A 23,703-nucleotide genomic window follows, 5' to 3' on the forward strand; every position below is an offset into this window, starting at 1 on the left:
GTAGTTTTTGTTAGTTATAAAATAGTCTTTAAGAGAGGTATTTGTGAAAGACGAAAATAGTATAAAATTTTTAACTTCTAATGAGAATTATTTATATGATAAGAGTGAAAATGAGCTTAGACCTAAAGTTTTTGAAGATTTCAAAGGGCAAGCTAATGTTAAAGAAACCCTTAGTATTTTTATAAGAGCTTCTAAAGAGAGAAATGAAGCTTTAGATCATGTTTTTTTAAGTGGGCCGCCAGGTCTTGGAAAAACTACCTTTGCAAGTATTATTGCTTTTGAAATGAATGCTTCGATTAAGATCACATCAGCTCCGGCTTTTGATAAACCCAAAGATATTATTGGAATTTTAACAGGTCTTGATGAGAAGAGTGTTTTATTTATTGATGAAATACATAGACTTAGACCAATAATAGAAGAAATGCTTTGTATTGCCATGGAAGATTATGAGCTTGATTGGGTAATCGGTCAAGGCGCTAATGCAAGGACTGTTCGAATGCCACTTCCAAAATTCACATTGATTGGAGCTACTACTAAACCGGGAAAAGTAACATCTCCACTTTATGCGAGATTTGGAATTACTGCAAGATTCGAACTTTACAGTGAAATAGAGCTTGTTGAGATAATAAAGAGAAATTCTGTTATTTTAGATATTGAAATAGAAGAGGATGCTGCTTTTCTTCTTGCAAGAAGTTCAAGAGGAACTCCCCGCATAGCAAATAGATTGCTAAGACGAATACGAGATATTGCTCAGGTAACTGGAAGTATGGTTGTTACAAGCGACATTGTTGCAATTGGACTTGAAATGCTTAGAATTGATGGTGAAGGTCTTGATGAGCAAGATAGAAATATTTTGAGAAGTTTAATATTGAAATTTAATGGGGGACCTGTAGGTGTTGATACTTTAGCTATTTCTGTAGGGGAAACAGCTGACTCTCTTGAAGATTTTTATGAACCTTATTTAATTATGAAAGGATTTATTAACAGAACTCACAGAGGTCGTAAAGCTACTGAGTTTGCTTATCTTCACTTAAACTTAGAGATGAAAGAGGATGATCTTGGTGAAAACCAAAGAGTTTCATTTTAATTTGCCATATTCTTTAATAGCCCAATATCCAAGTGAAAAAAGAGGATTTTCAAAGTTAATGGTGCTAGATCCTAAATTGCAAAAAATTTACCATGAAAATACTGTAAACAATATTTTAAAATATATAAATAGCGACACTTTTATTATTTTTAATAACTCAAAAGTTAGGAAATCAAGAATTTATGCAGAATCAGAGTTGGGTAGTAATGTTGAATTTTTAATTTTGGATAGAATTGGCACCGATTTGTTTACTGCGTTGATTTCTAAGTCCAAAAAGCAAATTGTTGGCAATTTTTATAGATTTCCTGAAGGATTAATGGGCAAAATTTTGTCAAAAAATAGCAGTGAGATTGTATTGAAATTTAATGCTGATATTGGGGAAGATTATTTTGAAAAGCATGGTTTTGTTCCCATACCCCCGTACATTAAAAGAGATTATGATAAAATAGATGAAGATCGATATCAAACTGTTTATTCTAAGTATATTGGTTCTGCAGCTTCTGCAACCGCAGGGTTGCATTTTAGCAGAGATTTGTTTTCTGCTTTTGAGAAGAATAATATTGAATATGATTTTATCACTCTACATGTGGGGCTTGGTACTTTTCTTCCCGTAAGATCAAAAAAAGTCGAAGAACATAATATGCATTTTGAAACTTTTTTTATAAAAGATTGTGTGGCCGATAGATTGGAAAATGCGAAATCTCTTGGTAAAAAAATTTTATCAATTGGTACCACAACGCTTAGAGCTTTAGAATCGTCTTATGACAATCAACTTAAAAAATTTAAAACAGGCCAGCAAAGTACAAATCTTTTTATTTATCCTAGTAAAAATTATTGCTTTAAGTTTGTAGACATGCTTTTTACAAATTTTCACACCCCACAATCTACTCTTTTGATGCTTGTCTCTTCATTTGCGGGCAAAGATTTTGTTCTTGACTCTTATGAAGAGGCTATTAATAAAGATTATAAATTTTTTTCTTATGGTGATGCTATGTTGGTTTTAAATCATATATAGATATTAGTTGTGAATTATTTTAATATTTAAGTTATGGTAGAGGCTTAATTTAATTAATTAGGAGGAAAATGTATGAATACTTCTCTTTTTCAGCGGGAAAGGCAAAAGTATGTTCCCAAATTGCCAGATATTTTAAAAAAAGATTTTAATAATATTAGTTTAGTTTATGGAGAAAAGACTGAAGCGATTCAAGATAGACAAGCTTTAAAGGAGTTTTTTAAAAATACCTATGGTTTGCCAATTGTAAGTTTTAATGAGGGTGAGTCCAATTTATCTTTTTCAAAAGCTTTAAATATTGGAATTATTCTTTCTGGAGGACCTGCTCCTGGAGGACATAATGTTATATCTGGTATTTTTGATGCAATAAAAAAATTTAATGTAAATTCAAAACTTTTTGGATTTAAGGGTGGTCCTTTAGGTCTGTTAGAGAATAATAAAATTGAACTTACTGAGAGTTTAATAAATTCTTACAGAAATACTGGAGGCTTTGATATTGTATCTTCTGGAAGAACAAAAATAGAAACAGAAGAGCATTATAACAAGGCTTTATTTGTTGCCAAGGAAAACGATCTTAATGCAATTGTTATTATTGGTGGTGATGATTCGAATACCAATGCTGCCATTCTTGCAGAGTATTTTAAAAAGAAGGGAGAGAATATTCAGGTAATTGGAATTCCAAAAACAATTGATGCTGATCTTAAAAATGATCATATTGAAATTTCATTTGGGTTTGATTCTGCTACAAAAATTTATTCTCAAATGATAGGTAATTTATGTCGAGATGCTATGTCGACTAAAAAATATTGGCATTTTATCAAACTTATGGGTAGAAGCGCATCTCATGTTGCTTTGGAATGTGCTTTAAAAACCCATCCAAACATTTGTATTGTTTCTGAAGAGGTTTTAGCTAAAAAGAAAACTTTGTCTGAGATTGTTGATGAAATTGTTTTTGTTATTTTAAAGAGATCTTTAAATGGGGATAATTTTGGAATAGCCATAGTTCCTGAAGGTGTAATTGAGTTTATTCCAGAAGTTAAGTCTTTAATGCTTGAATTATGCAATATTTTTGATAAAAATGAGAGCGATTTTAAGGGACTTAATGTTGAAGGGATGAAAGAAGTTTTCGTTGCTAAGCTTAGTGATTATATGAAGGGAGTTTATTTATCTTTGCCTTTGTTTATTCAGTTTGAACTTGTAAAATCAATTTTAGAAAGAGATCCCCATGGAAATTTTAATGTTTCAAGAGTTCCTACTGAAAAATTGTTTATTGAAATGGTTCAAGCAAGATTAAGTGATATGAAAAAAAGGGGAGAATATAAGGGAAGCTTTATTCCAATTGATCATTTTTTTGGCTATGAAGGTAGGAGTGCTTTTCCTTCTAATTTTGATAGTGATTATTGCTATAGTTTAGGGTATAATGCTGTTGTTCTCATTTTAAATGGTCTTACAGGCTATATGTCTTGTATAAAAAATTTAAATTCAAAACCAACTGATTGGATTGCAGGAGGAGTGCCTTTAACAATGTTGATGAATATGGAAGAGAGGTATGGAGTGCAAAAGCCTGTTATAAAAAAAGCTCTGGTTAATTTAGAAGGAAGACCATTTAAAGAGTTTGTTGAAAATCGTGATAAATGGGCTTTGACTAATTTGTACGTATGCCCAGGTCCTATGCAGTATTTTGGCTCTTCTGAGGTTGTCGATGAAATAACCGAAACTTTAAAGTTTGAATTATCGAAGTAGAAGATTTATGCTTATTAGAATCTGCTTGCTGTTTTTTAGTGTTTTGAATGCTTATTCGAACTCACTTGATTATTACAGGCTAAATTTTAATTATTTAAACTTAGATATTGCCCAAAGTTTACCATTGCAAGATAAATTAACTTCCAGTGGCAATTTTGTTTCTCATGAAAAAAATACTATATCCGTTGGTGATAAGAATGATTCTTTTCTTTATAAAAATATTCAGGAAAATAAAGCTTTAAATGTTGAGAATGATCTTGAATCAAAAGCAGCAAAAGATTTATTTAGGTTTTCAGCTATTAGTATTGGATCTTTTCCAATAGTTTTATTTTTGAGCTTGTTTTTTTTTGATGTAGGATATTATTTTTATAGTGGAATGAATGCGAATTACATTCCATATCCTTTTTCTAATGGTCCTAATTTTTCAAAAGATGAAATTTATAAAAAATTTATTATTTCATCTTCTATTGGGGCTGCAATTGCGTTAACGATTGCTTTGATTGATTATTTTCTTCAGTGATACGGTGAGATATGATAAGGCTTAAGAAAGAATTTATCGTTAAAGAAAATTCTTTAAGGTTGGATCTTTACTTGTCAAACAATTTTGAAGTTTTCACTAGAAGTCAGATTAAAAGAAGAAATGTAGAAGCATTTAAAAAGAGTAATGAAAAATTTTTAAAGATAAAATTGTCCAAGCCTGTTTTTAAAGGCGATGAAATGTTGATTGAATTTGACGAGGAGTTCAGTCAAATTGATTGTCTTAGACCCAATAATATTCCTATTGGTATAATTTACGAGGATTTTAATATTATTGTTTTGAATAAACCACAAGGGATTTTGAGTCATCCTGGAATATCGCATTGGGATGATACTGTTGTGAATTTTCTTTTGTACCACATAAAAGGACTGAAAATTGATTTTAATGAAGAGAAAATTAGACCTGGAATTGTTCACAGATTAGACAAAGATACTTCTGGGGTGCTAATTTGTGCAAAAAACATTAGCACTTTGAGGTTTTTAGCCCAGCAGTTTAAAGATAAAAAGACAAATAAAGTCTATATTGCAATTGTTAAGGGTAATTTTAATGGGGTTTTTGGAAGTATTGAGTCTTTTATAGATAGAGATAAATATAATAGAAAGAAATTTAGTGTTGCTAAAGATAGAGGTAAAATAGCAGTAACAGAATATAGGCTGTTGCTCAATTTGGAGGGATATTCTCTTTTGGCTTTAAAACCTAAAACTGGTCGTACACATCAATTGAGAGTTCATATGAAATATCTTAATTTTCCAATATTGGGAGATGAGGTTTATGGTAGAGTAGATGGCAGTTTTAAAAAAATAACTTTAATGCTTCATTCTTATAAGCTTGAAATTGATATTGGAAACAAATCTTTTGGGAAATTCATTTCTGAATTTCCCAAAAGATTTGTTACTTTTTTGTCAAATTTTTATAAGAGTGATGAATTGAATTTGATTATTGATGATTTGATTCTCTTTTTAAAAGATTTTTAATTTGAAATTTCTTGTTTTAATGTGATTGAATCAGTTATGATTCTGCCGCCGGTGATTTCATTAGTATTAATAACAGTAATGAAGCAATTTGGATCAACTTTTTGTGATATATATTTAATTCTTGACAAACGCATTATTGGAACTACTATAAATACTATAGTTTTTTCTGTTCCTGCCCAAGCTCCTTGTCCGTTTATTAATGTGGCGGCTAATTTTAACTTGTTTGTAAGAAGATATGCAATTTCTTTTCCTTTATCTGAAATGATTAATATTGCTTTTTGATTGCCAAATCCAGTGCTTGTTTTGTCGGTCATGATAGATGTTACAAATGATGCTATTAGTGTATAAAGGGCAATTTCAATATTAAAGAAAAAGGTTGCAAGTATTAATACTGCTAGATTAACTATAAAGTTTGTTGTTCCAATGCTAATTGAATATTTTTCTTTGATGATCATTGCAATTATATCTGATCCTCCCGAAGAGCCTTTGCCTTTAAACACTAGTCCTAGTCCAAGTCCAGAAATAAGTCCGGCTAGTATTGATACAAGCATCATATCGTTAAGATGTATTTTATTTTGTAAAAATTGGGAATAGTTTATGATAATAGAGTATAATCCCATTGCAATCCAACTTTGAATGATGAATGTTATATTTAAAAACTTTATTCCAATAAGAAATAATGGTATATTTAATGCAAATATTGTCCATCCCAAATTGAAGTTCAACATGTAATGCAGCATTAATGAAATACCCCCAATTCCTCCACTTAGAAGTCCGTGGGGAATATATAAAACATTTGTAGAAATTGCCATTAGTGCAGAGCCCAAAGTTATTTGTATTGTGCTATTAAATATTAATTTGGGATTTTTAGCTATAGTTTTTAATTTTTTTACTAATATTATGGACAATAGTTTGAGTTTTTTTTTAATTCTACGACAATTTATCTTTTTTTTATTTTTCATCTTAGTTTGTAGAGTTGCTTTTAAGCTATAAGTTAATAATTTACTTGAATTCTATATTAATTTTACAAAAAAAACAATTTTATTCCCTTTTTTTATTTTTTTTGATATCATTTTTATGAAAACTATGTCGATGAATTATGCAAAATTTATAGCATTAATAGTTCTGCTTTTTTTTTATATTTGGTTTTTTATTATCCTTAGAATGAAAAGGATGAATCTTTTTTTGTTGGAAAAAATCAAAAGTGGAGCAAAAATTTTGGATATTCGATCTCCTAAAGAATATAGTAAGTCACATTATTCGAAATCAATTAATATTCCTTTTAATAATTTATTTGCCAAAAAGGACAAATTGGGCGATTTTGAATCTCAAATAATTGTTTACGGCAAAAGTTTTAATAAGTCTTACGAGGCTAAAAAAGTTTTAAAAAGCATGGGATTTAAAAACGTGTTTGTAGCTGGTACTTTAAAAGACATGCCAGAAATTAAAAAAGAAGAAGTTGGTTGATGGCTAAGATTATTGGGATATCTGGTGGTTCTGGGAGTGGAAAAACTACAGTTGTAAGTAAGATTAGTGAGTTTATTCCAGAGTTTGTCCTTATTTCTCAAGATAATTACTATAAAAGTGTAGGCGATTATGAATATGAGTTTTCTAAGGTAAATTTTGATCATCCGGATGCTTTTGATAATAATTTGTTTTATGAACATTTGAAAAATTTAAAAAAAAATAATCCAATAGATATGCCTCTTTACGACTTTATTAATCATAAAAGGCAACTTAAAACGGTTTTAGTTGTTCCAACCCCCGTTATTATTGTTGAGGGTATTATGATTTTTGTTGAAGAGAGAGTGAGAAATTTAATAGATCTTAAGATATATATTGATACCCCAAATGATATTAGATTTATTAGGCGTTTAAGGAGAGATATTTCTAAAAGGGGACGTACTTTAGAATCAGTCATTGATCAGTATTTGAACACCACTAGATGGGGTTATTATAGGTTTATTGAACCTACCAAAGAATATGCTGATCTGATTATTCCTGAAGGAGGGCACAATGATAAAGCGCTTTATGTGCTTTCAACGTTTCTTAAGTCTTTAAGTAAAGAAGGACTAGATTTTATTTAAATTAATGATATCGGATAATAGTCTATTTCAATGTAAACAGTACTTGTCGTTTTAACTTCTTCTCTTGTTTTGGTAATTAGTTTTTCAAGTAAGCTGTAAGATTTTGACAAGTATATTATATTATATCTGTAATTTTTAGATATTTTCTTCATAATAGCTTCTGATGGACCCAAGTGTTCAATCCCTTCTTGCAAAAATTCTTTAGATTTTTCAAAAAATTCCCAACATTTTTGTTTGGCAGATTCTTCATTTTTGCCTCTAAATATTATTCTAATAATTTTGTTAAACGGAGGATAATTTAATTTTTTTCGTATATCTAGCTCTTGTTCGTAAAATTGTTCATATTGATTCTTATAAGCATATTTTATTGCATAATAATTGGGATTTTTTGTTTGTATGATAATTGTGTTATCATCTTTAAATCTTGCTACTCTTCCCATAATTTGTGAGAGTGTTGTAAAAATTCTTTCGCTGCTTCTAAAATCAGGTAGTCCTATCCCAATGTCTGCATTAATTATTCCCAGTGTTTTTATATTTTCGAAATTAAATCCTTTTGCGATGATTTGTGTCCCGATAAGTATGTCTATTTCTTTGTTTTCAAACTTTCTTATAGAATTTATATTTTCTATTTTTTTAATATCAGAATCTATTCTTGCAATTTTTGCATTTGGCAAGAATTTTTTTAATTCTTTTTCAACAAGTTGAATTCCATAGGTTTTGTATTTAATATCTTTTGATTCACATTGGGGACAATGGTTTACTATTTTTGTTTTGTAACTACAATAATGGCATAAAAGTTTGTTTTCTTTTTTATAGTAAATCAGACTAAATGAGCAATTTGGGCAACAAATTGTATGTCCACATTCGTTGCATTCTAGATTTTTTAGATATCCTCTTTTATTTATGAAAATTAAAGATTGTCTTTTTTCATTTAAACTTTTTTGTATACTGTATAATAGTTCTGATGAAATTGTGCTAGGCTCTTTTTTCATATTTATTATTTTTATATCTTCTATTTTGCTTTGAGAGTATTTGTTTTGCATTATTATTTTTTTTATTTGATTATGTTTCATTGCGTAGTATGCTTCAAGAGAAGGAGTTGCGCTTCCCATTATAAATTTAGCATTAAATTTTTTTTGCAAAAAAAATGATATATGTCTTGAGTGAAATCTTGGAATATTTTCAGATTTGTATGTAGTTTCGTGTTCTTCATCCATAATTATTAATTTTAATTTGGTAAAAGGCAGCATTAGTACACTTTTAATGCCAATAACAACCAGACTTTCCCCATTTTTGACTTTATTCCATATTAAATTTTTATTAGAATTTGGAACCTTAGAGTTATATTCATAAATTTTGTTGTGTATATTTAATGCAGATTTTATTCTTTTTGTTATTTGATATCCTAATGATATTTCAGGAATTAAAAAAAGTACTTGTTGTTCTAGTGTTAAGTAATATTCACACAATTTGATAAATATTTCAGTTTTTCCAGATCCAGGTATTCCAAAAAGGTAAAAAACATTAGTTTTTTCTGATCCAATAATTTCTTTGTAAATATTTTGTTGTTCGTTGTTTAGTTGAAGGCAATTTTTATGATCTAGATACGAATAATCATCTATTGAAGGCAATGCTTGATTTTTTTTAGATTTCAAATTTTTGGGTAATCCAAAGAATAAAGTTTCTCCAAATCCTGCAAATGTTTTTTTACTAATCCAATGTGCTAAATTAATATTATGTTCTGTTATTATCTTAGTTTTATCTATTATTTTAATAATTTCTTTTATTTTGAATTCAAATTTTTCTTTAAATTCGTTTTCAAAATATTTTTTAATAATTATTCCAATTTTATTCGAACCATTAAAATTAACCATTACTCTTATTCCAATTTCTAGATTCAAGTTGAACCTATAGAAAAAAAGTTTATTTAAAGGAATATTTATTGCAATTTCATAGTAATAAGTTGGGTGACAGTGTTCAACCATATTTTATTATGCCTTTTATTATTTTTAAATCTTGCCATATTTCTTTTTTTAATTCCGGATTTTTTATTTGATTTGTAGGAAGATATGTAAAAACCAATGGAATGCCTTTAAATCTTAATTCTATTCCTCTTACAATTTGAATTCTTAATGGTTGATTTAGAAAAAAATCTATTTCTTCGCAAGATAAAATTGCTTTAGGGTTTTTGTTGCTGATTTCTAAGTTAAGTGATTCAATAGTATCTATTATTTTATAATTTTGTATGTTTATGCTTTTGCACCATTTTGTTACAATATCTTTCGAAGGTTCATTGAGATGATTTTTGTTTAGATATATTATTATATAATTGCTGGTATTGCTGCTGCTTTTTTCTTGTAAGCTATTACTTGATAATAGGTTTTTTAAATTTTCGGTTTTTACAAGTGCTTCTGCAGGTTTTTTAGTATTTTCATTTTTTTGATAAATTTTAATATTTTTAGCTTTTTCTATTTTTTGTTTAATCTCAATATCTATTTTTTCAAAATTTTCTGTAATTTGGCCTTCGACATTGTTTTTCAATATTTTAAGTAAAAAAAGTTTTTTATTCAAAATATTGTTATTCATAGTAAACCCTATCTAAAAATAAAGCATTTGCAGGTGCAGTTGTTCTTGCAAGGTTTCTATTTTTTGATTTTAGTATTGTTTCAAAAGTAGAAATTGGTTCATTTTTTATTTCGATATCTAACATTGTTCCTATTATTGATCTTACCATTTTCCACAAAAAGGAAGATCCTATTATTTCGAAAATAATATATTTTCCTTGTTTTTTAAACTTGGCAAAATATATATGCCTAAGTTTGGATTTGCTTTTATCTTTTATGCATGAAAATGTGGTAAAATCATGTTTTCCAATTAATATTTTAGCCATTTCGTTTAAATTGCTAATATTAAGTTTTTTATTTACACGATGAGCTTGATAACCTTCCCAAGGATAGTAATTGTCGCTGTTTAATATGCAGTAACTATATTTTCTTTTTTTAGCGTTAAAACGTGGATGAAATGAATTTTTAACATACTTTAGTTTTAGTATTTTTATACTATTTTTTAATAACATTGAATTTAAAGCTTTTATTAGATTGTTTAGCTGAATATTGCTATCCATACTAAAAGTTATTATTTGTCTTTTTGCGTGAACCCCTTTATCTGTTCTTCCAGATGAATAAATCTTTATTTTTTTTTTGGTGATTTTCATCAGAGCTTTTTCAATTTCGCCTTGAACCGTAGGCTTTGTTGGTTGTATTTGAAATCCATGGTACATATACCCGTCATAAGCTATTTCAGCTAATATTTTTTTCATTTATTTATTTAAGATTTTTCATTTCCTTTGATATTTTGAAGTAAACTTCTTTGATTTTGTCTAAAAGTATCGATGGCTTTTCTTTTGAAGATTTGCCCATTCCCGCTATTTTAGAAAGAGTGGTTTTTATGTCATTTAATTGTTTGTATCTGTATTCCTTATTGTCTTTATTTCCATAAAAGTATTCTAGAAGGCCTGATAAGTAGAGAACACTGTCATAACCATAATTTTTATCTGTATCTGGACCAAATATGGTTGATAAACTAATAGGCTCTGAATTGTCTTTATCTTTTTCGATAACTAATTTATAAAGATATGCAGCTTTGTGGTAAAATATTTTTTGAAGATAATTATAGTTTTTATTCGGCTCTTCTTTTTCAAGGTCTTCAAATATCCAGGCGGCTCTTATTGCTGATTTTGCTTGATTTAAAGTGGGATTATGATTTTTTTCAAGATGCTCATAACATAGCATGGCAAGAATATAGCTTGCAGCTCCTTCTTTTAATGTTCTAGATTTGTTGAAGTTGATCGAGTCATCAAAAATTTCATTTATTTTTTTTCTTTCAGATTTTTTATTTTGTAAAATTTCTTTTTTGTTTTTAGGAATTGAATTAAATTCGCCTGGGAATGTTGCAAAATAGCATTTTGGACATACTGTTATAGAATATATTCTAGGATAAATATTCCCATATTTGTCGTTTTTTACATATTCTCTTTTTAGATCAATTTTTAATTTTCCAGCTATTAATCTGCTACTTCCTGTCAAAAGTTCTTCTTTTTGAAATCTAAAAGAGCATATAGGACATTCAGTTTTTTCTTTTGTAAAATATGATATTTTTTTCATGAATTAACTCTCTACCATTACAAATGCAATAGCGTACTCCTTTTCATGGGATATTGTTAGGTATAGTTTTAAATCCATTTTTATTGCAAATTTTTCAATTTCATTATGCAAACAAAATTTTGTATTTCCTTTTAAAGATTTTATTACCTCAATATCTTTAAGCCCATAATGCATTTTATTTTGCAACAGTGGGGTTAACGCTTTAATTAAAGATTCTTTAGCTGCAAATTTTCCAGCTAAACTTTCCATAATTCTGTTGTTCCCTTTTAATTTAAAACTTTCAATTTCCTTATGAGTAAAGAATCTTTCCATTTTCTTTTTATTTTCTAAAAAACTTTTAAATCTTTTAACTTTTATTATATCACATCCTATTGACTTCATGGATTGATCTCTGGTTTTTCAATTATTTCCAATTTTATTTTTTTGGGTTCATAATCATATATTTCTGTTTCATTAATATTTTCTTTAAGAAGTATATTTGCGGTAATGTTGTAAATCCCGGGAGTTTTTATATCTGCTAAATCAAAAGCAAGGCTTATGTTTTGATTGCTTATATGAGTTTTAATTTGATTTTCAGAAAGCCTTGTTTTTATTTTTACAAACATTTTGCTTTCCAAGTTTATTATTTTTTCTTTATCTTTAATCTCAAGACCATTTTTTAGATTATTAAAAATAATATTAGGAGATTTTATTGTTGTGTTGGAATACTTTTTGTTTAAATAAATATTGATTACTGCATGACTTTTTTCAAACATAACTAGAGGATTTGGAGGAACTACCTCAAGGTAATCCGATACAAATAGGGTTCTTGTATCAAACTCTTTTACATTGGTTTGGATAGTGTTTATTTTTTTGAGCTCTTGTTCAGGCCCATATACTAATAGATGTTCAGGTAATATATTGTATTTTGCAATAAAATATTCTCCTTTACCATCTTTTTCTATAAGTTTAAACTTGGGCTCTATTTTAACTAATTTAGAAATTTTATTATCAAGATTTAGCAAAACATTTGTTTTTGAAAGTTTATATTCTGCAATTTGTATTGAGTTAAGGTTTTTTATTTTTATTGGCAGCTTGTATTTTCCAGGAATCTTTATTTTTGACGCTTCAATAAATAATATTATTTTATTTAGATCAAGGTACTTTAAGTCATCTTTGTTGACTTTTATTGTAATCTTAACTTTATTAAAATCGGGAATTTTTCCAAGGGCTATTTGATCATTTAAGATAATTTTGAATTCTTTTTCAGTTGTTATTGATTCTATTTTATTAAAATGAAACGCTACAAACATTAGAATAGCTATTAAAATGGAAATAGCTTTATTTTGCCAATCATCAAATAGTAACTTTATTATATTTGTTATTTTTTTGCCTATTTTCATTATGTGTTACTCTATTAGCTCGAGATTTAATTTATTTCTAATTTCATTTAAGCTTAAATTGTACTCTAATTTTGCATTGATTGTAATAGAAATAGATCCAGTCTCTTCAGAGGTTATTATTGTTATTGCATCAGAATTTTCAGAAATTCCAAGACCCGCTCTATGTCTTGTTCCAAATGTTTTGCTGATAGAGTCAACATTAGATAATGGTAAAAATGAGCCCGCATATTTTAATTTATTTTTACTAATTATTACAGCCCCATCGTGAAGAGGAGTTTCGCGTTCAAATAGTGATATTAATAATTCGCTAGATATTAGTGCGTCAATTTTAGTCCCTTTATTTATTATTTGTTCCAGTTGTATTTTTTTTTCGATGCATATTAGGCTGCCAGATTTGTTTTCAGACAGGTGTTTAACTGCTTTTAGGATTTCAGAAATAACTTTTAAAGTTTCTTCTTTTTTATTCGAAAGCTTAAAAGCTAAATTGAAATTTCCCATTTGCATTATTATTTTTTTTATTTCTTGATTAAAAAGTATGACTATTGCTATTGGCAATATATTGGCTATATAATTTAATAGCCAGCTAGTAGTATGGAGATTTAAATAATATGAAATAATACCTATAGAGGTAATAATCAACATTCCTTTTAGTAGATTTGTAGAATAAGAATTGATTACGTTTTTGTATATGTAGTATACCAATATGCTAATTAAGCTTAGATCTAAAATTCTTGAGAAAGTATCTTTTATTTGATTAAAATCATTTATATCTATCACAAATTTTTACTCATTGTTAAAGCGCTGTACTTATAATCTATATTAGTATAATATAAAATGTATAAATAAACACAGTTTGTAATTATATTATAATTACAAAATTAAATTAAATTGTTTTTAAATTTATGAATGAAAGAGAAAATATTGTAGCTTTAATATTTGATTTTGACAATACCCTTATTTATGGCAATATGCAGCAAGTGTTGTTTAATGAGTATTGCGTTGATTCTTGTTCTTTTTGGAAAGAAGTTGAAAGCTTAGAGTATGTTTACAAGCAGAACGGTTATAATATAATTTCTAATGAAATGATATATTTATCCCATTTCTTAACCTATGTAAGAGAGGGGTTTTTTAATGATTTGAATAATAGAGTATTATTCAAATTAGGCGCTAAGTTAAGATTTTTTGAAGGGGTTATTGATTTATTTGACGAGATATCTGAAATAAATAAGAGGTTGGAAAATAATAATTCGCAAGTTAAAATTTATATCGTTTCGAGTGGATTTAGACAAATGATTTTGGGAAGCAAAATTGCTCCTTATGTTAGCAAGGTGTGGGCATGTGAGTTTATAGACTCTTATTTGATGCCTTTTTATGAATTTAGAGATGAAAAATTTTCTAAAAATAAAGTTTTAAGCAGTGTTTGTTACTTTGTAGATCATACAATAAAAACCAGGGTTATTTTTGAAATTAATAAAGGGTCTTATGAAAAGATTAATGAGAGAGTGCCAAAGAACAAAAGACAAATTCCTTTTAAAAATATATTTTACATTGCAGATGGATTTAGTGATATTCCTGCATTTGAAATCCTAAATAATATTTTGAAGCACTGTAAAAATACCTTGACAGTGTATCATAAAAATGATACACACGCAAAAAAATTGTTTTATGAAAATAGAGTGGGAGATTTTGCTGAGGCCAATTATAGTAAGGGTACCAAGCTTTATAACTGGATAATGGAGAAAATTTGCTTAAGCGTGTAATTTATTTAATTTGTTTTTGTTTAGTTTGATTAAAGCGATAAAAAAAACGAAAAGAGGGAATATGTTTAAAGATTTAAATACAAATCCAGGGTTAAAACCCTGGAGAATAGAATCTGTTTTTTATTGTATTGTTATAGTTTTAATATTTATTGGGGCTTTTAAAATAGCAGAAGCTGTATTTAAACCTTTGGCTATTTCCATAGTGTTGGGATTTTTAGTTTATCCCGTTTATACTTTTTTGGCAAGATTTAAAGTTCCAAAATTTTTAATAGTTTTTCTTATATTTTTTTTATTATTTTCTTTTTCTTATTTGATTTTTAGTTTTGTTTATTACAGTGTTAGTGTTTTAATGAGCCAATTGCCCTACTATCAAAATCAATTGGCATTTATTATGAAAGATGTTCTTAGCCGCTATAAAGTTGATAGTTCTGTTATTAATGATATGAATTTTTCTGAATACATTTATCCTTTTTTAACAAGAGCTTCTAATGAGATTATTGGATTTACAAGTAGTTTGGTAGTAGTCTTTTTGTTGCTGTATTTTTTGCTTTCAGAAATACATGTTTTTGGAATAAAGCTTGATAAAGCTTTTAAAAAGCCAGTATCTACTAGATTTATTGAGGCTTTAGATACGATTAATAATCAAATTGGTAAATATTTAGGGATAAAAATTTTTGCGAGTTGCTTAACGGGTATTTTAGTGTTTATTGGATTAACTTTGTTTGGACAAGACTTTCCTCTTGTTTGGGCAGTTCTTACTTTTGTTTTTAATTTTATCCCCAGCATTGGATCTATATTAGCTGTCTTTTTTATTGTAATAACATCTTTAATCCAATTTTATCCAAATTTAAATATAGTGCTTTATATTTTTATATACAATACTTCTGTTCAAATGTTGATTGGAAATATTCTTGAGCCAAAAATGCAGGGAGAAAGACTTGACATTTCGCCATTTTTACTTTTGTGTTTTTTGTTTTTTTGGGGATGGCTTTGGGGCATTGTTGGTCTTTTAATCGCTTATCCTTTTACTGTTATTGTAAAGGTAATAGTTGATAATGTTAGTTGGTTGAAGTCTTTTTCTGTATTTTTAGGTGGTTCTGAAATTTTAAGCAATATTAACCATGTTTCAGGCGAAGATAAGGAGATTTGATTTTGAAAAGAAAAATTATGCTTACAGGAGATAGACCCACCGGTGCTCTTCATTTAGGACACTATGTAGGATCTGTAGTAAATCGGTTAAAATTTCAGGAAGAGTATGAAACATATTTTATTATAGCAGATTTGCATACTTTGACTACAAAGCCTGATTTAAAAAGCGTTAATACAATATCTTATAATGTTAGAGAAATGGTTTTAGATTATCTTGCTTGTGGGATTAATCCCGATAAGGTTAGTATATATTTACAATCAGCCATACCCGATCTATTCGAGCTTCATTTGATATTTTCAATGATTGTTACTGTTGCGCGTTTGCAAAGGATTCCAAGTATAAAAGACATGAGTATTGCGGCCGGACTTAAAGAGATCCCTTATGGTCTTTTGGGATATCCTGTTCTTATGAGTTCAGATATTTTAATGGCAAAAGCAAATTTAGTTCCCGTTGGGCGTGACAATGAATCTCATATTGAATTTGCAAGAGAACTTGCAAGAAGATTTAATCATTTGTACAAAAACAATTTTTTCCCAATACCCGAATCTGTTTTCACAGATTCTCGTCCTTTAGTGGGTATTTATGGTAAAAATAAAATGAGCAAGAGCCTTGATAATGCAATTTTTTTAAACGATGATGAGGAGTTGCTAGAAAGAAAAATTATGTCTATGTATACAGATCCAAATAGAATAAGGGCAGATATTCCCGGCAATGTTGAAGGTAATCCTGTTTTTATTTATCATAATATTTTTAATAGTAACCATGAAGAAGTCGAAGATCTCAAAAGTAGGTATAGGAGGGGCAAGGTAGGTGATGTTGAGGTTAAAAAGAAGTTGTTTTTAGCTTTGAACAGCTTTTTAAAGCCAATCAGAGATAAAAGAAGTTTTTATGAAGCAAAAAAAAATAATTTCATTAATGAAATTATTTTTGATGGTACTAACAAGGCAAGGCTCATTGCAAATAAAGTGGTAAAGGATGTTAAAGATTTAATAGGGCTTTCAAAAACTTGGAATGGAATAAAATATAGTGTTGAAAAAATAAAAAATGAAGAATGAAAATTGTTGATTTTATACTAAATTTATAAAGTAGTAGTATGTAACTTATTATTCAAATCAAACAATATTTATTAATTATTATGGTAGATTATTTGCCTTTTTTATTAATTTTTTATTAAATTCTAGCAACTTGAATAAAATGTCTTTTTTTGTATAAATAACCTCGCTGAGCACTCTTGTTACTGGTTCTGTTTTTGAAATTCTCATCCATAAAGTTGCAACAATTTCTTTATTAGTTTTTAACAATACCTTTAATCCTCCTGAGGCGTCTCCCGTTCTAGTTTTAGATTGTCTTTTGCCCTCATAGTTAATGATTTCATAATCAACTATTGATAATTCTTGAAATAATTTATTGCTTTTTATCTCTTTAGTTAATAAATTTTCATAATTGCTTTTTAAAATTTCTTGATTTTCTATTTTGAGATTCTTTAAATTGGCCTTTTTGGATGATACTATTACATTGCTATAAAAATTTGTTGTATTTAAAATATCTTTTAAGCTGTATTTTTCTTTATAGAGATTTTTAGACAATTTACACCATATTTGATAAAGTTCTTTCATTTTTAATAATTTTACAATACTAAGTAGAGTAGTAATCGGATCTCTTACCCTTGAAGGATGTATTATACAACCCCCATTTGATCCCTCTCCTAAGATTTTTACAATCAATCCTTGAGATCTTAAATCATCCGCCATTTCCGTTAGATTAGCCTCTCCAACTTCTACTCTATAAACTTTGGCGTTGAAAAAATTTGCAATTTTTTCAATATTTAGAGATGTTGCATCATTGGTCACTATGGCTATATTATTTTTTATTCCTGTATAATAAAGGTAGCTAAGCTCTGAAATTACTACAAGTGCAAATATTTTTTGTGCTTCTATGATATTTGTGGTGTTTGTCGCTTTGTCTATAAACACCAAATTGCCCCTATCTCCATCACAGTCCGGTACATACCCCAACTCAAAAGAATTGTCTTTTATGTATTTTTTTTGGAGCAGCTTTCTACATTCGTTTAAAGATTTTCCTTCAGGAATAATATTGTGCTTAAAAATACCTATTTTGTCATTATGTATTTCTATTTTCAATCCCAAAGATTTTATCAATTCTTTATCTATTGAATTGATTCTAGAACTTCCATTCATTTCAGCTATTATCCCAATTGGATTTTTTAGTATTCTTTTTTTTAATTTTTCGATATTTTTATTATTAATATCGTTTTCATATGCTATTTCATGTATTAATGATTTATATGCTTCGTAAGATTGGTGTTTATTTTTTTTTTCTGATATTATTGTTTTGTTATAATATTCTAAGTAAGATTTATTTTCATCAAATTTGCTTAGAGTATGAATTAAATTATTTATCAACTTTTTATTTTGACTATTATTTTTAATTTCTTTTATTATTTCATGAATTTTTGCAGAATTTAGTACGCCACCATCCCTTAATCCTATTTTTATTCCATTGTAACCCGTTGGGTTATGGCTTGCAGAGATATAAATAAAGCCCTTGGAATCTTTACTGTTTTTTGTACAAGCCAAAATCTCAGTTATTGGAAGTATCCCAAAATACTTAATTTTTTCTTTGTTTGTTATTAATATTTTTATTGCTATTTCTGCAATAATGTTACCAGTTGGTCTTGAGTCTAGTCCCAATCCAATATAGGGCTTGGATTCATTTTTAAAATAATTTGATACTGTGAAGATTATTAGCGCTATTAGTACTTTATCCTCATTGCTTATTTCATTTTCTATTGAATCTTCATTTTTTGATTTTGCAAAAATTTTTCTAAATCCCGAAGGAGAAAATATCATCTCATCAAGAGCTTTTTTAAAATTTTTTGTGTTAAGTGAATATTGTTTAAGCATATAAATTTCTTCTCATTGATATTTTAGTCATATTATTGCTATAATGGTCAATAATATGCTTATTTATTTATTATACTTAAAAAATCTGTTTTTTTGCTCATATTAATAAGCTTGATTTTAAGGATTTTAGTTTTTACTTATGAATTTTAAAGTTGACAAAATTTTTTCTGAAATGATACTGAAAAAACTTAATTCTGGTGAGATAGGAATTAATAATTTTGAATCCATTAAATATTTTCCCAGTGATAATCATGAAAATATTTTTAATATTTCGGATGAGATTTTGAATTTTAAGTTTAAAAAAGATTTAGTTGAAGATAATTTAAAAAAATATTTTCATGATTTTTCTAAATTATTGTGCTGGGAAGAGAGTGATTATTATATTTTTTCTTCTTATGATCTTGAAAATTTGGGACTACTTCTTTTCCCATATCTTTCTTTTGGAATCTTAAATGGGGGTTCTGCAACAAGCTATTTTGATTTAGTTAAAAATAGAAGTTTAAATGAAGATTTGTATACGCTATATGAATCCAAAATACTTGAATTTAAAGAAAAATTTGGAAAATTTCCAAAGGGTATAACCCCAGCTTATATTAACAAAGACGGTAGTTTTGGATTTTCATTTTTGGCTTTGAAAATTAGACACCTTTTAATGGTTGCTCAAAAATACAAGTCTTTTTATGGTAAAATGATTAAACCCTCAATATTTCAAATGACTAATTGCAAGACGGATGAATTTATTTCAAAATTTTTAGATGATTTATTTGTAGATGATTTGATTAAAAGTGTAAATTTTTGCAATCTTAAAAAAGAAGATATTTTTACAGCTGTCCAACCTTTAGTTTATTGTTATGAAAAATTGAATAACTCTAATTATCAATATTTTGCCCTTAAGAATAATAAAAATGATAATTCTATTTTAGCTTTGCCTGCAGGTCATGGTCAAAATTTTAAAATTTTAAAAGATATTTATTTACAGCTTTATGAATCTGGAAAAAGATTTATATACATTGGCAATGTTGATAATATGGGCTTTACAATTAATTTTAAAGCCCTTGCTTTAATGGCTTTGACCAATTGTTCTTCTGGTTTTGAATTTAGTTTTAAAAGTAAGACAGATTTTAAGGGAGGGGTATTAGCAGTAAATGGTGATAATCGTTTAACTTGCGTTGATATTGGTGGGGGGATTTCTTCAAAAATTATACAAGATTTTGAGAATAAGGGTAATAAATTGTTATTTAATTGTGCTACGGGGCTTTTTAATTTAGAGTATTTGATAAAAAATATTGATGAAATAATAGAAAAAATGCCGATTAGAATTATAGAACAGGATAAAGAGGTTGGTAAATATGTTTCGGTTGAGCAAATAACGTGGGAAGTATTAAAATTAATGGAAAATCCATTAATTTTAACGGTTGACAGAGGTAAAAGATTTCTTCCTGCAAAGTTATTTATTGATATGCTGCTTAATAGTAATTATTTTGAAAATAAGAGGCATGAATATTATTTTAGGAATAGAGTTGATGAGTCTGATTCTATTAAAGATTTGGATTGCTCTCTTTCTGCTTTGTTGTCAAAAGACTATGGTTTATTTAGTGGGTGCTGTAGATGGTCTTTTTGAAATCTTTATTTTTTGTTTTTTTTTGTTTGCATTTATTTGCAATAGAATCTTTGCCAGAAATAGATTATGAATATTTTAACAAGGATAAATCAGATCTTGTAGATTTAAGGAAATTTTTAGGTGAATTCGATTTTCAAACCATTTTAAAAGATAGAAGCTTATTTATTGGAATTAGAAATTTAACAAATTTTAAAAATGCCCAAGAACTTGATACCGATAATATTAATAGAATAAAAAAGATTAATCCGATTGGCATAATTTTATTTAGAGAAAATTTGAAAGATGCCGAGCAGGTGAAAAGATTGATTAATACGATAAAAAGTCATATTGGACATGATATTTTTATTGCTATTGATGAAGAGGGGGGGATAGTTAGTAGAGCTAGTGAAAATAAAAAAATGGGAGTTTATAATTTCCCAGCTATGGAGTATATAGGCAGCGTTAAAGATTTGCATCTTATTTATAAAATTGGTGAAGTTCTTGCTAAGCAGTTGCGTAGACTTGGTATTAATTTAAATATGGCTCCAGTTGCCGATATAAAGTTTACACCACATACCCCTTTGTTAAATAGAACATTTGGAGGATATTCAGCTTATAATATTGGACTTATGGTAGAAGCTTTTATTGATGGTATGCAAAATCATGGTGTATTTTCAACAATTAAACATTTTCCTGGATTGGGGGGAACAACCATTGATACGCATAAATATGTGGCGTTTTTGCCATATAGCAAAAGTTTTTTAATGTTAAATAATTTTGTGCCGTTTGTTTTTGGTAGAGCTGCTAAGTTTATCATGATTGGCCATGTAAATGTTCCTAAAATTTCTAAAGATATAACTAGCATGTCTAAAAGTATTGTTAATATTATAAGAGAAAATTTAAATATTACTAGTATTATGATGACAGATTCTTATGATATGGGTGCAATCACGAGAACTTTTTCTAATATTAAAAATGCTATTAAAAAGTCTTTAAATTCTGGTATAAATATAGTCCTTATTCCTTAGATTGCTTTAAAGAGTGGTTTTTAGTTTTTGACATGTTGTTTTTTAGATAAAAATAATAAAAATGGTTAAAATTTTTTCATGTTATAAATTTATGAATATAAACGATAAATTGGCAGTTATTATTCAAAAGGTATATAGTCTTTAATATGTTCTCAAGGCTAAAAGGTATTATAGTTTTAAGAAGAAAATCAAATGTTTGCTAATTGCAGCAAATGAATTGGACTTGCGTTTGAAAAAAGTTGTGTAAAAACATATGAATAATTAGAGTGTTACAATTTAAAGACTATTTATAGTAATATTACCATAAATAGTCATTGTTGGCAGAGGCATATATAATTTATATAGTTTCTAAAATCCGATACTAGAAACAAAAGTGTCAAATTTATTAGTTTGATTTTCTCTAACGTCTTAGACCCCAAAAGTTTCCTCATATTGAATTGGATTTTTAAATCCAATTCAATATCTTAATATCTTAGATAATGCTCAGAATGTTCTTGAATTTACCTTTGCTCATAAATTGGTTTTGCTTTTATTTGGGTTTATGATATTGCTTTTAATATTTGGCATTGTTCCATCTGGTTGGTGGATGCAAGAAATGACGATGTTATACCTTGGGGTTGCTATTGTAGCAGCCTTTTATTTGTAGATTGGGTGAATCTGAAATGTGGGATGCCTTTGCGAAGGGTTCAGAAAGTCTAATAACAGCATCCCTCATTATTGGGCTTGCTAGAGGTGTAATGATAGTATGTGAGGACGGTTTGATTATAGCTCCGATATTAAATGCCGCTACTAATCTTTTGTATAATCTTCCAAGACCCCTTTTTGTCATTTTGAATGAAATTATTCAAGTAGTTATAGGATTCGTTGTTCCATCTTCATCAGGTCATGCTAGTTTAACTATGCCAATAATGGCTCCACTTGCTGATTTTTTGTTGATGCCAAGGTCTTCGGTTGTTATAGCTATGCAAACTTCATCCGGACTTATTAATATTTAATAACGCCCACAAGCGGAGTTATAATGGCTGTATTGGGTATATCTAAGTTGAGTTATGGCACTTGGTTTAAGTTTGTGTTACCATTATTTATTATTGATTTTTTTTATTTCTATTTTAGTTATTATAGCCAACATTTATTTGAGTTTTTAGTTGAGAATTTTTTATAGCTTGGAAATGTTACTTGTAAAAGGAAAGTCAATGGGTAAAAAATGATATTAGAAAAGCTTAATTTTGCTGAGATAGGAATTAATAATTTTTAAGCCATTAAATATTTTCTTTTGTGATAATCATGAAAATATTTTTAATTGTATAGAATTATAGGAGAAGGATAAAGAGGTTGGTAAATATGTTTCGATTCATAAAATAACCTCTGTCAAGCATTAAAATTAATGAAAAAACCATTAATTTTAATGCTTGACAGAGGTTATTTTATGAATATAGAGATTCCTAGATCTAAAAGAATAAATTCTTTAAAAGAAGTTGATAATTTGGAGTAAATGCTGTAGTTATTGGGTATGAAATCAATTTCAAATTTTAAGGTAATTATTGGAAGAATTGGATACAGAAAGGCATTAGTTGTTTTTCCTACAAATATAGTAGTTCTTAGAGTTAAATTGACTTGAGTTCCAATAAAGAATTTTATAGTAAGTGTGTCGGTTGAAATTGAATATTTAACAATGTAAATAGTTAGGGCTAAGTTAAAATAAGTATTTGAAACAAAATCTTCATTTGTTGGTATAGTAAAAAAATTTATGGGACTAAACTGTATTTCTATCCATTCATTATAAGATGTCAATATCCCGATAAAGGCCATGTATTTATATGTTTCATTGTAAAAGATAGGATTTATATAGTTATGGTAAATTATACCCATTCTCATCTTTTTTTTTATTATATCCTCTTTAGGGAATTCCCAGCTAGAAGTATTTAATTTATTTTGAAGAGAAAATAAATTAATATTACACATTAATAAAAAGATTTGTAAAATAACAATATATTTCATTCAGTATAGTTTAGTATAGTATAAATGCTTATATATTTAAATATATAAGCATTTACGATTTTGCAATTTACTAGTATTTTGGAGATTCCTATATGTTTTAGGTTTGCATTAATGTATGCCTTAGTTAGAGATGTAAATTTTTGTAAGGTTCCTTTTATGTGCATCAACGGACAGTAATCTATTTTTGTCTAATTTTTAAGTGAGTTTTAGGTTAATCTTTTTTGGAGGCAAATGTCTATACTAATTAAAAATTATAT

Annotated in this window: 22 protein-coding genes and 1 pseudogene; 13 read left to right on the forward strand and 10 right to left on the reverse strand. The window is 27.8% G+C overall.

From position 1 onward, the window contains the following. Positions 1–43 precede the first annotated feature (43 nt). The 5 genes from ruvB to QIA41_RS04175 all read left to right on the forward strand — a co-directional run bounded on the left by ruvB (position 44) and on the right by QIA41_RS04175 (position 5,354). Positions 44–1,087 carry a Holliday junction branch migration DNA helicase RuvB gene (gene ruvB / locus QIA41_RS04155; protein WP_320292759.1) on the forward strand — a complete coding sequence of 348 codons (1,044 nt, stop codon included), beginning with the start codon at positions 44–46 and terminating at the stop codon, positions 1,085–1,087. Continuing rightward, complete coding sequence (gene queA, locus QIA41_RS04160; protein WP_320292760.1) at positions 1,062–2,102, forward strand: tRNA preQ1(34) S-adenosylmethionine ribosyltransferase-isomerase QueA; 1,041 nt, start codon at positions 1,062–1,064, stop codon at positions 2,100–2,102. The genes ruvB and queA overlap by 26 nt, the downstream gene beginning before the upstream one ends. 72 nt (positions 2,103–2,174) lie before the next feature. Next, positions 2,175–3,842 carry a diphosphate--fructose-6-phosphate 1-phosphotransferase gene (locus QIA41_RS04165; RefSeq protein WP_320292761.1) on the forward strand — a complete coding sequence of 556 codons (1,668 nt, stop codon included), beginning with the start codon at positions 2,175–2,177 and terminating at the stop codon, positions 3,840–3,842. A 7-nt stretch (positions 3,843–3,849) separates the two neighbouring features. Next, positions 3,850–4,362: a hypothetical protein gene (locus QIA41_RS04170; protein ID WP_320292762.1), complete on the forward strand. Its 513-nt coding sequence runs from the start codon at positions 3,850–3,852 to the stop codon at positions 4,360–4,362. An 11-nt stretch (positions 4,363–4,373) separates the two neighbouring features. Beyond that, positions 4,374–5,354 (forward strand): RluA family pseudouridine synthase, encoded by a 981-nt coding sequence (locus QIA41_RS04175; RefSeq protein WP_320292763.1) that lies wholly within the window; start codon positions 4,374–4,376, stop codon positions 5,352–5,354. On the opposite strand, the gene QIA41_RS04180 is transcribed toward QIA41_RS04175, so the two are convergent. Next, on the reverse strand, positions 5,351–6,316 hold the full coding sequence (locus QIA41_RS04180) for a YitT family protein (RefSeq protein WP_320292764.1): 966 nt from the start codon (positions 6,314–6,316) through the stop codon (positions 5,351–5,353). The genes QIA41_RS04175 and QIA41_RS04180 overlap by 4 nt on opposite strands. A 130-nt stretch (positions 6,317–6,446) precedes the next feature. Between QIA41_RS04180 and QIA41_RS04185 the strand changes: the two genes are divergently transcribed. Both QIA41_RS04185 and udk read left to right on the forward strand, forming a co-directional pair. Further along, positions 6,447–6,821 carry a rhodanese-like domain-containing protein gene (locus QIA41_RS04185; protein WP_320292810.1) on the forward strand — a complete coding sequence of 125 codons (375 nt, stop codon included), beginning with the start codon at positions 6,447–6,449 and terminating at the stop codon, positions 6,819–6,821. Beyond that, a complete protein-coding gene (gene udk, locus QIA41_RS04190; protein WP_320292765.1) occupies positions 6,821–7,441 on the forward strand; it encodes a uridine kinase in 621 nt (206 codons plus the stop codon). The genes QIA41_RS04185 and udk overlap by 1 nt, the downstream gene beginning before the upstream one ends. On the opposite strand, the gene priA is transcribed toward udk, so the two are convergent. From priA to cdaA, 7 genes are read right to left on the reverse strand one after another with little or no spacing between them, the layout of a single operon-like run. After that, positions 7,438–9,426 carry a replication restart helicase PriA gene (priA, locus tag QIA41_RS04195; RefSeq protein WP_320292766.1) on the reverse strand — a complete coding sequence of 663 codons (1,989 nt, stop codon included), beginning with the start codon at positions 9,424–9,426 and terminating at the stop codon, positions 7,438–7,440. The two genes, udk and priA, sit on opposite strands and share 4 nt — an antisense overlap. Further along, entirely contained in the window at positions 9,419–10,027 is a 609-nt protein-coding gene (locus tag QIA41_RS04200) for a uracil-DNA glycosylase family protein (protein ID WP_320292767.1), read from the reverse strand. The genes priA and QIA41_RS04200 overlap by 8 nt, the downstream gene beginning before the upstream one ends. Continuing rightward, on the reverse strand, positions 10,020–10,760 hold the full coding sequence (truA, locus tag QIA41_RS04205) for a tRNA pseudouridine(38-40) synthase TruA (RefSeq protein ID WP_320292768.1): 741 nt from the start codon (positions 10,758–10,760) through the stop codon (positions 10,020–10,022). The genes QIA41_RS04200 and truA overlap by 8 nt, the downstream gene beginning before the upstream one ends. A gap of 4 nt (positions 10,761–10,764) precedes the next feature. After that, positions 10,765–11,604, reverse strand: coding sequence for a DUF2225 domain-containing protein (locus QIA41_RS04210; RefSeq protein ID WP_320292769.1), 840 nt, complete (start codon positions 11,602–11,604; stop codon positions 10,765–10,767). A gap of 3 nt (positions 11,605–11,607) precedes the next feature. Continuing rightward, positions 11,608–11,985: a holo-ACP synthase gene (acpS, locus tag QIA41_RS04215; protein WP_320292770.1), complete on the reverse strand. Its 378-nt coding sequence runs from the start codon at positions 11,983–11,985 to the stop codon at positions 11,608–11,610. Then, on the reverse strand, positions 11,982–12,986 hold the full coding sequence (locus QIA41_RS04220) for a YbbR-like domain-containing protein (protein WP_320292771.1): 1,005 nt from the start codon (positions 12,984–12,986) through the stop codon (positions 11,982–11,984). The genes acpS and QIA41_RS04220 overlap by 4 nt, the downstream gene beginning before the upstream one ends. Before the next feature lie 6 nt (positions 12,987–12,992). Then, on the reverse strand, positions 12,993–13,763 hold the full coding sequence (gene cdaA / locus QIA41_RS04225; RefSeq protein WP_320292772.1) for a diadenylate cyclase CdaA: 771 nt from the start codon (positions 13,761–13,763) through the stop codon (positions 12,993–12,995). A gap of 125 nt (positions 13,764–13,888) precedes the next feature. On the opposite strand from cdaA, the gene QIA41_RS04230 reads away from it, so the two are divergent. From QIA41_RS04230 to trpS, 3 genes are all read left to right on the forward strand, one after another. Then, entirely contained in the window at positions 13,889–14,746 is an 858-nt protein-coding gene (locus tag QIA41_RS04230) for an HAD family hydrolase (protein WP_320292773.1), read from the forward strand. Between the two features lie 61 nt (positions 14,747–14,807). After that, on the forward strand, positions 14,808–15,896 hold the full coding sequence (locus tag QIA41_RS04235; RefSeq protein ID WP_320292774.1) for an AI-2E family transporter: 1,089 nt from the start codon (positions 14,808–14,810) through the stop codon (positions 15,894–15,896). A 2-nt stretch (positions 15,897–15,898) separates the two neighbouring features. Next, positions 15,899–16,951, forward strand: a complete 1,053-nt coding sequence (trpS, locus tag QIA41_RS04240) for a tryptophan--tRNA ligase (RefSeq protein WP_320292775.1) — start codon at positions 15,899–15,901, stop codon at positions 16,949–16,951. Positions 16,952–17,029: 78 nt separating this feature from the next. Here the strand turns inward: trpS and QIA41_RS04245 are convergent, their stop codons facing one another. Continuing rightward, positions 17,030–18,820 (reverse strand): phosphoglucomutase, encoded by a 1,791-nt coding sequence (locus tag QIA41_RS04245; protein ID WP_320292776.1) that lies wholly within the window; start codon positions 18,818–18,820, stop codon positions 17,030–17,032. 139 nt (positions 18,821–18,959) lie between these two features. Between QIA41_RS04245 and QIA41_RS04250 the strand changes: the two genes are divergently transcribed. The 3 genes and pseudogenes from QIA41_RS04250 to QIA41_RS04260 form a co-directional block, all read left to right on the forward strand. Then, the gene (locus QIA41_RS04250; RefSeq protein ID WP_320292777.1) at positions 18,960–20,441 is read left to right on the forward strand and encodes a UTP--glucose-1-phosphate uridylyltransferase; all 1,482 of its coding nucleotides are present in this window, start codon (positions 18,960–18,962) and stop codon (positions 20,439–20,441) included. Next, positions 20,429–21,448 carry a glycoside hydrolase family 3 protein gene (locus tag QIA41_RS04255; RefSeq protein ID WP_320292778.1) on the forward strand — a complete coding sequence of 340 codons (1,020 nt, stop codon included), beginning with the start codon at positions 20,429–20,431 and terminating at the stop codon, positions 21,446–21,448. Before QIA41_RS04250 ends, QIA41_RS04255 begins: the two co-directional genes overlap by 13 nt. Positions 21,449–21,911: 463 nt before the next feature. Beyond that, positions 21,912–22,593: pseudogene (locus QIA41_RS04260) on the forward strand (YfcC family protein); the annotation flags it as partial. 274 nt (positions 22,594–22,867) lie between these two features. Here the strand turns inward: QIA41_RS04260 and QIA41_RS04265 are convergent. Then, on the reverse strand, positions 22,868–23,446 hold the full coding sequence (locus tag QIA41_RS04265; RefSeq protein ID WP_320292779.1) for a hypothetical protein: 579 nt from the start codon (positions 23,444–23,446) through the stop codon (positions 22,868–22,870). Positions 23,447–23,703: the final 257 nt, after the last annotated feature.

Origin of the sequence: Borreliella sinica (assembly GCF_033969665.2) — a bacterium.
Taxonomy (GTDB): Bacteria; Spirochaetota; Spirochaetia; order Borreliales; family Borreliaceae; genus Borreliella; species Borreliella sinica.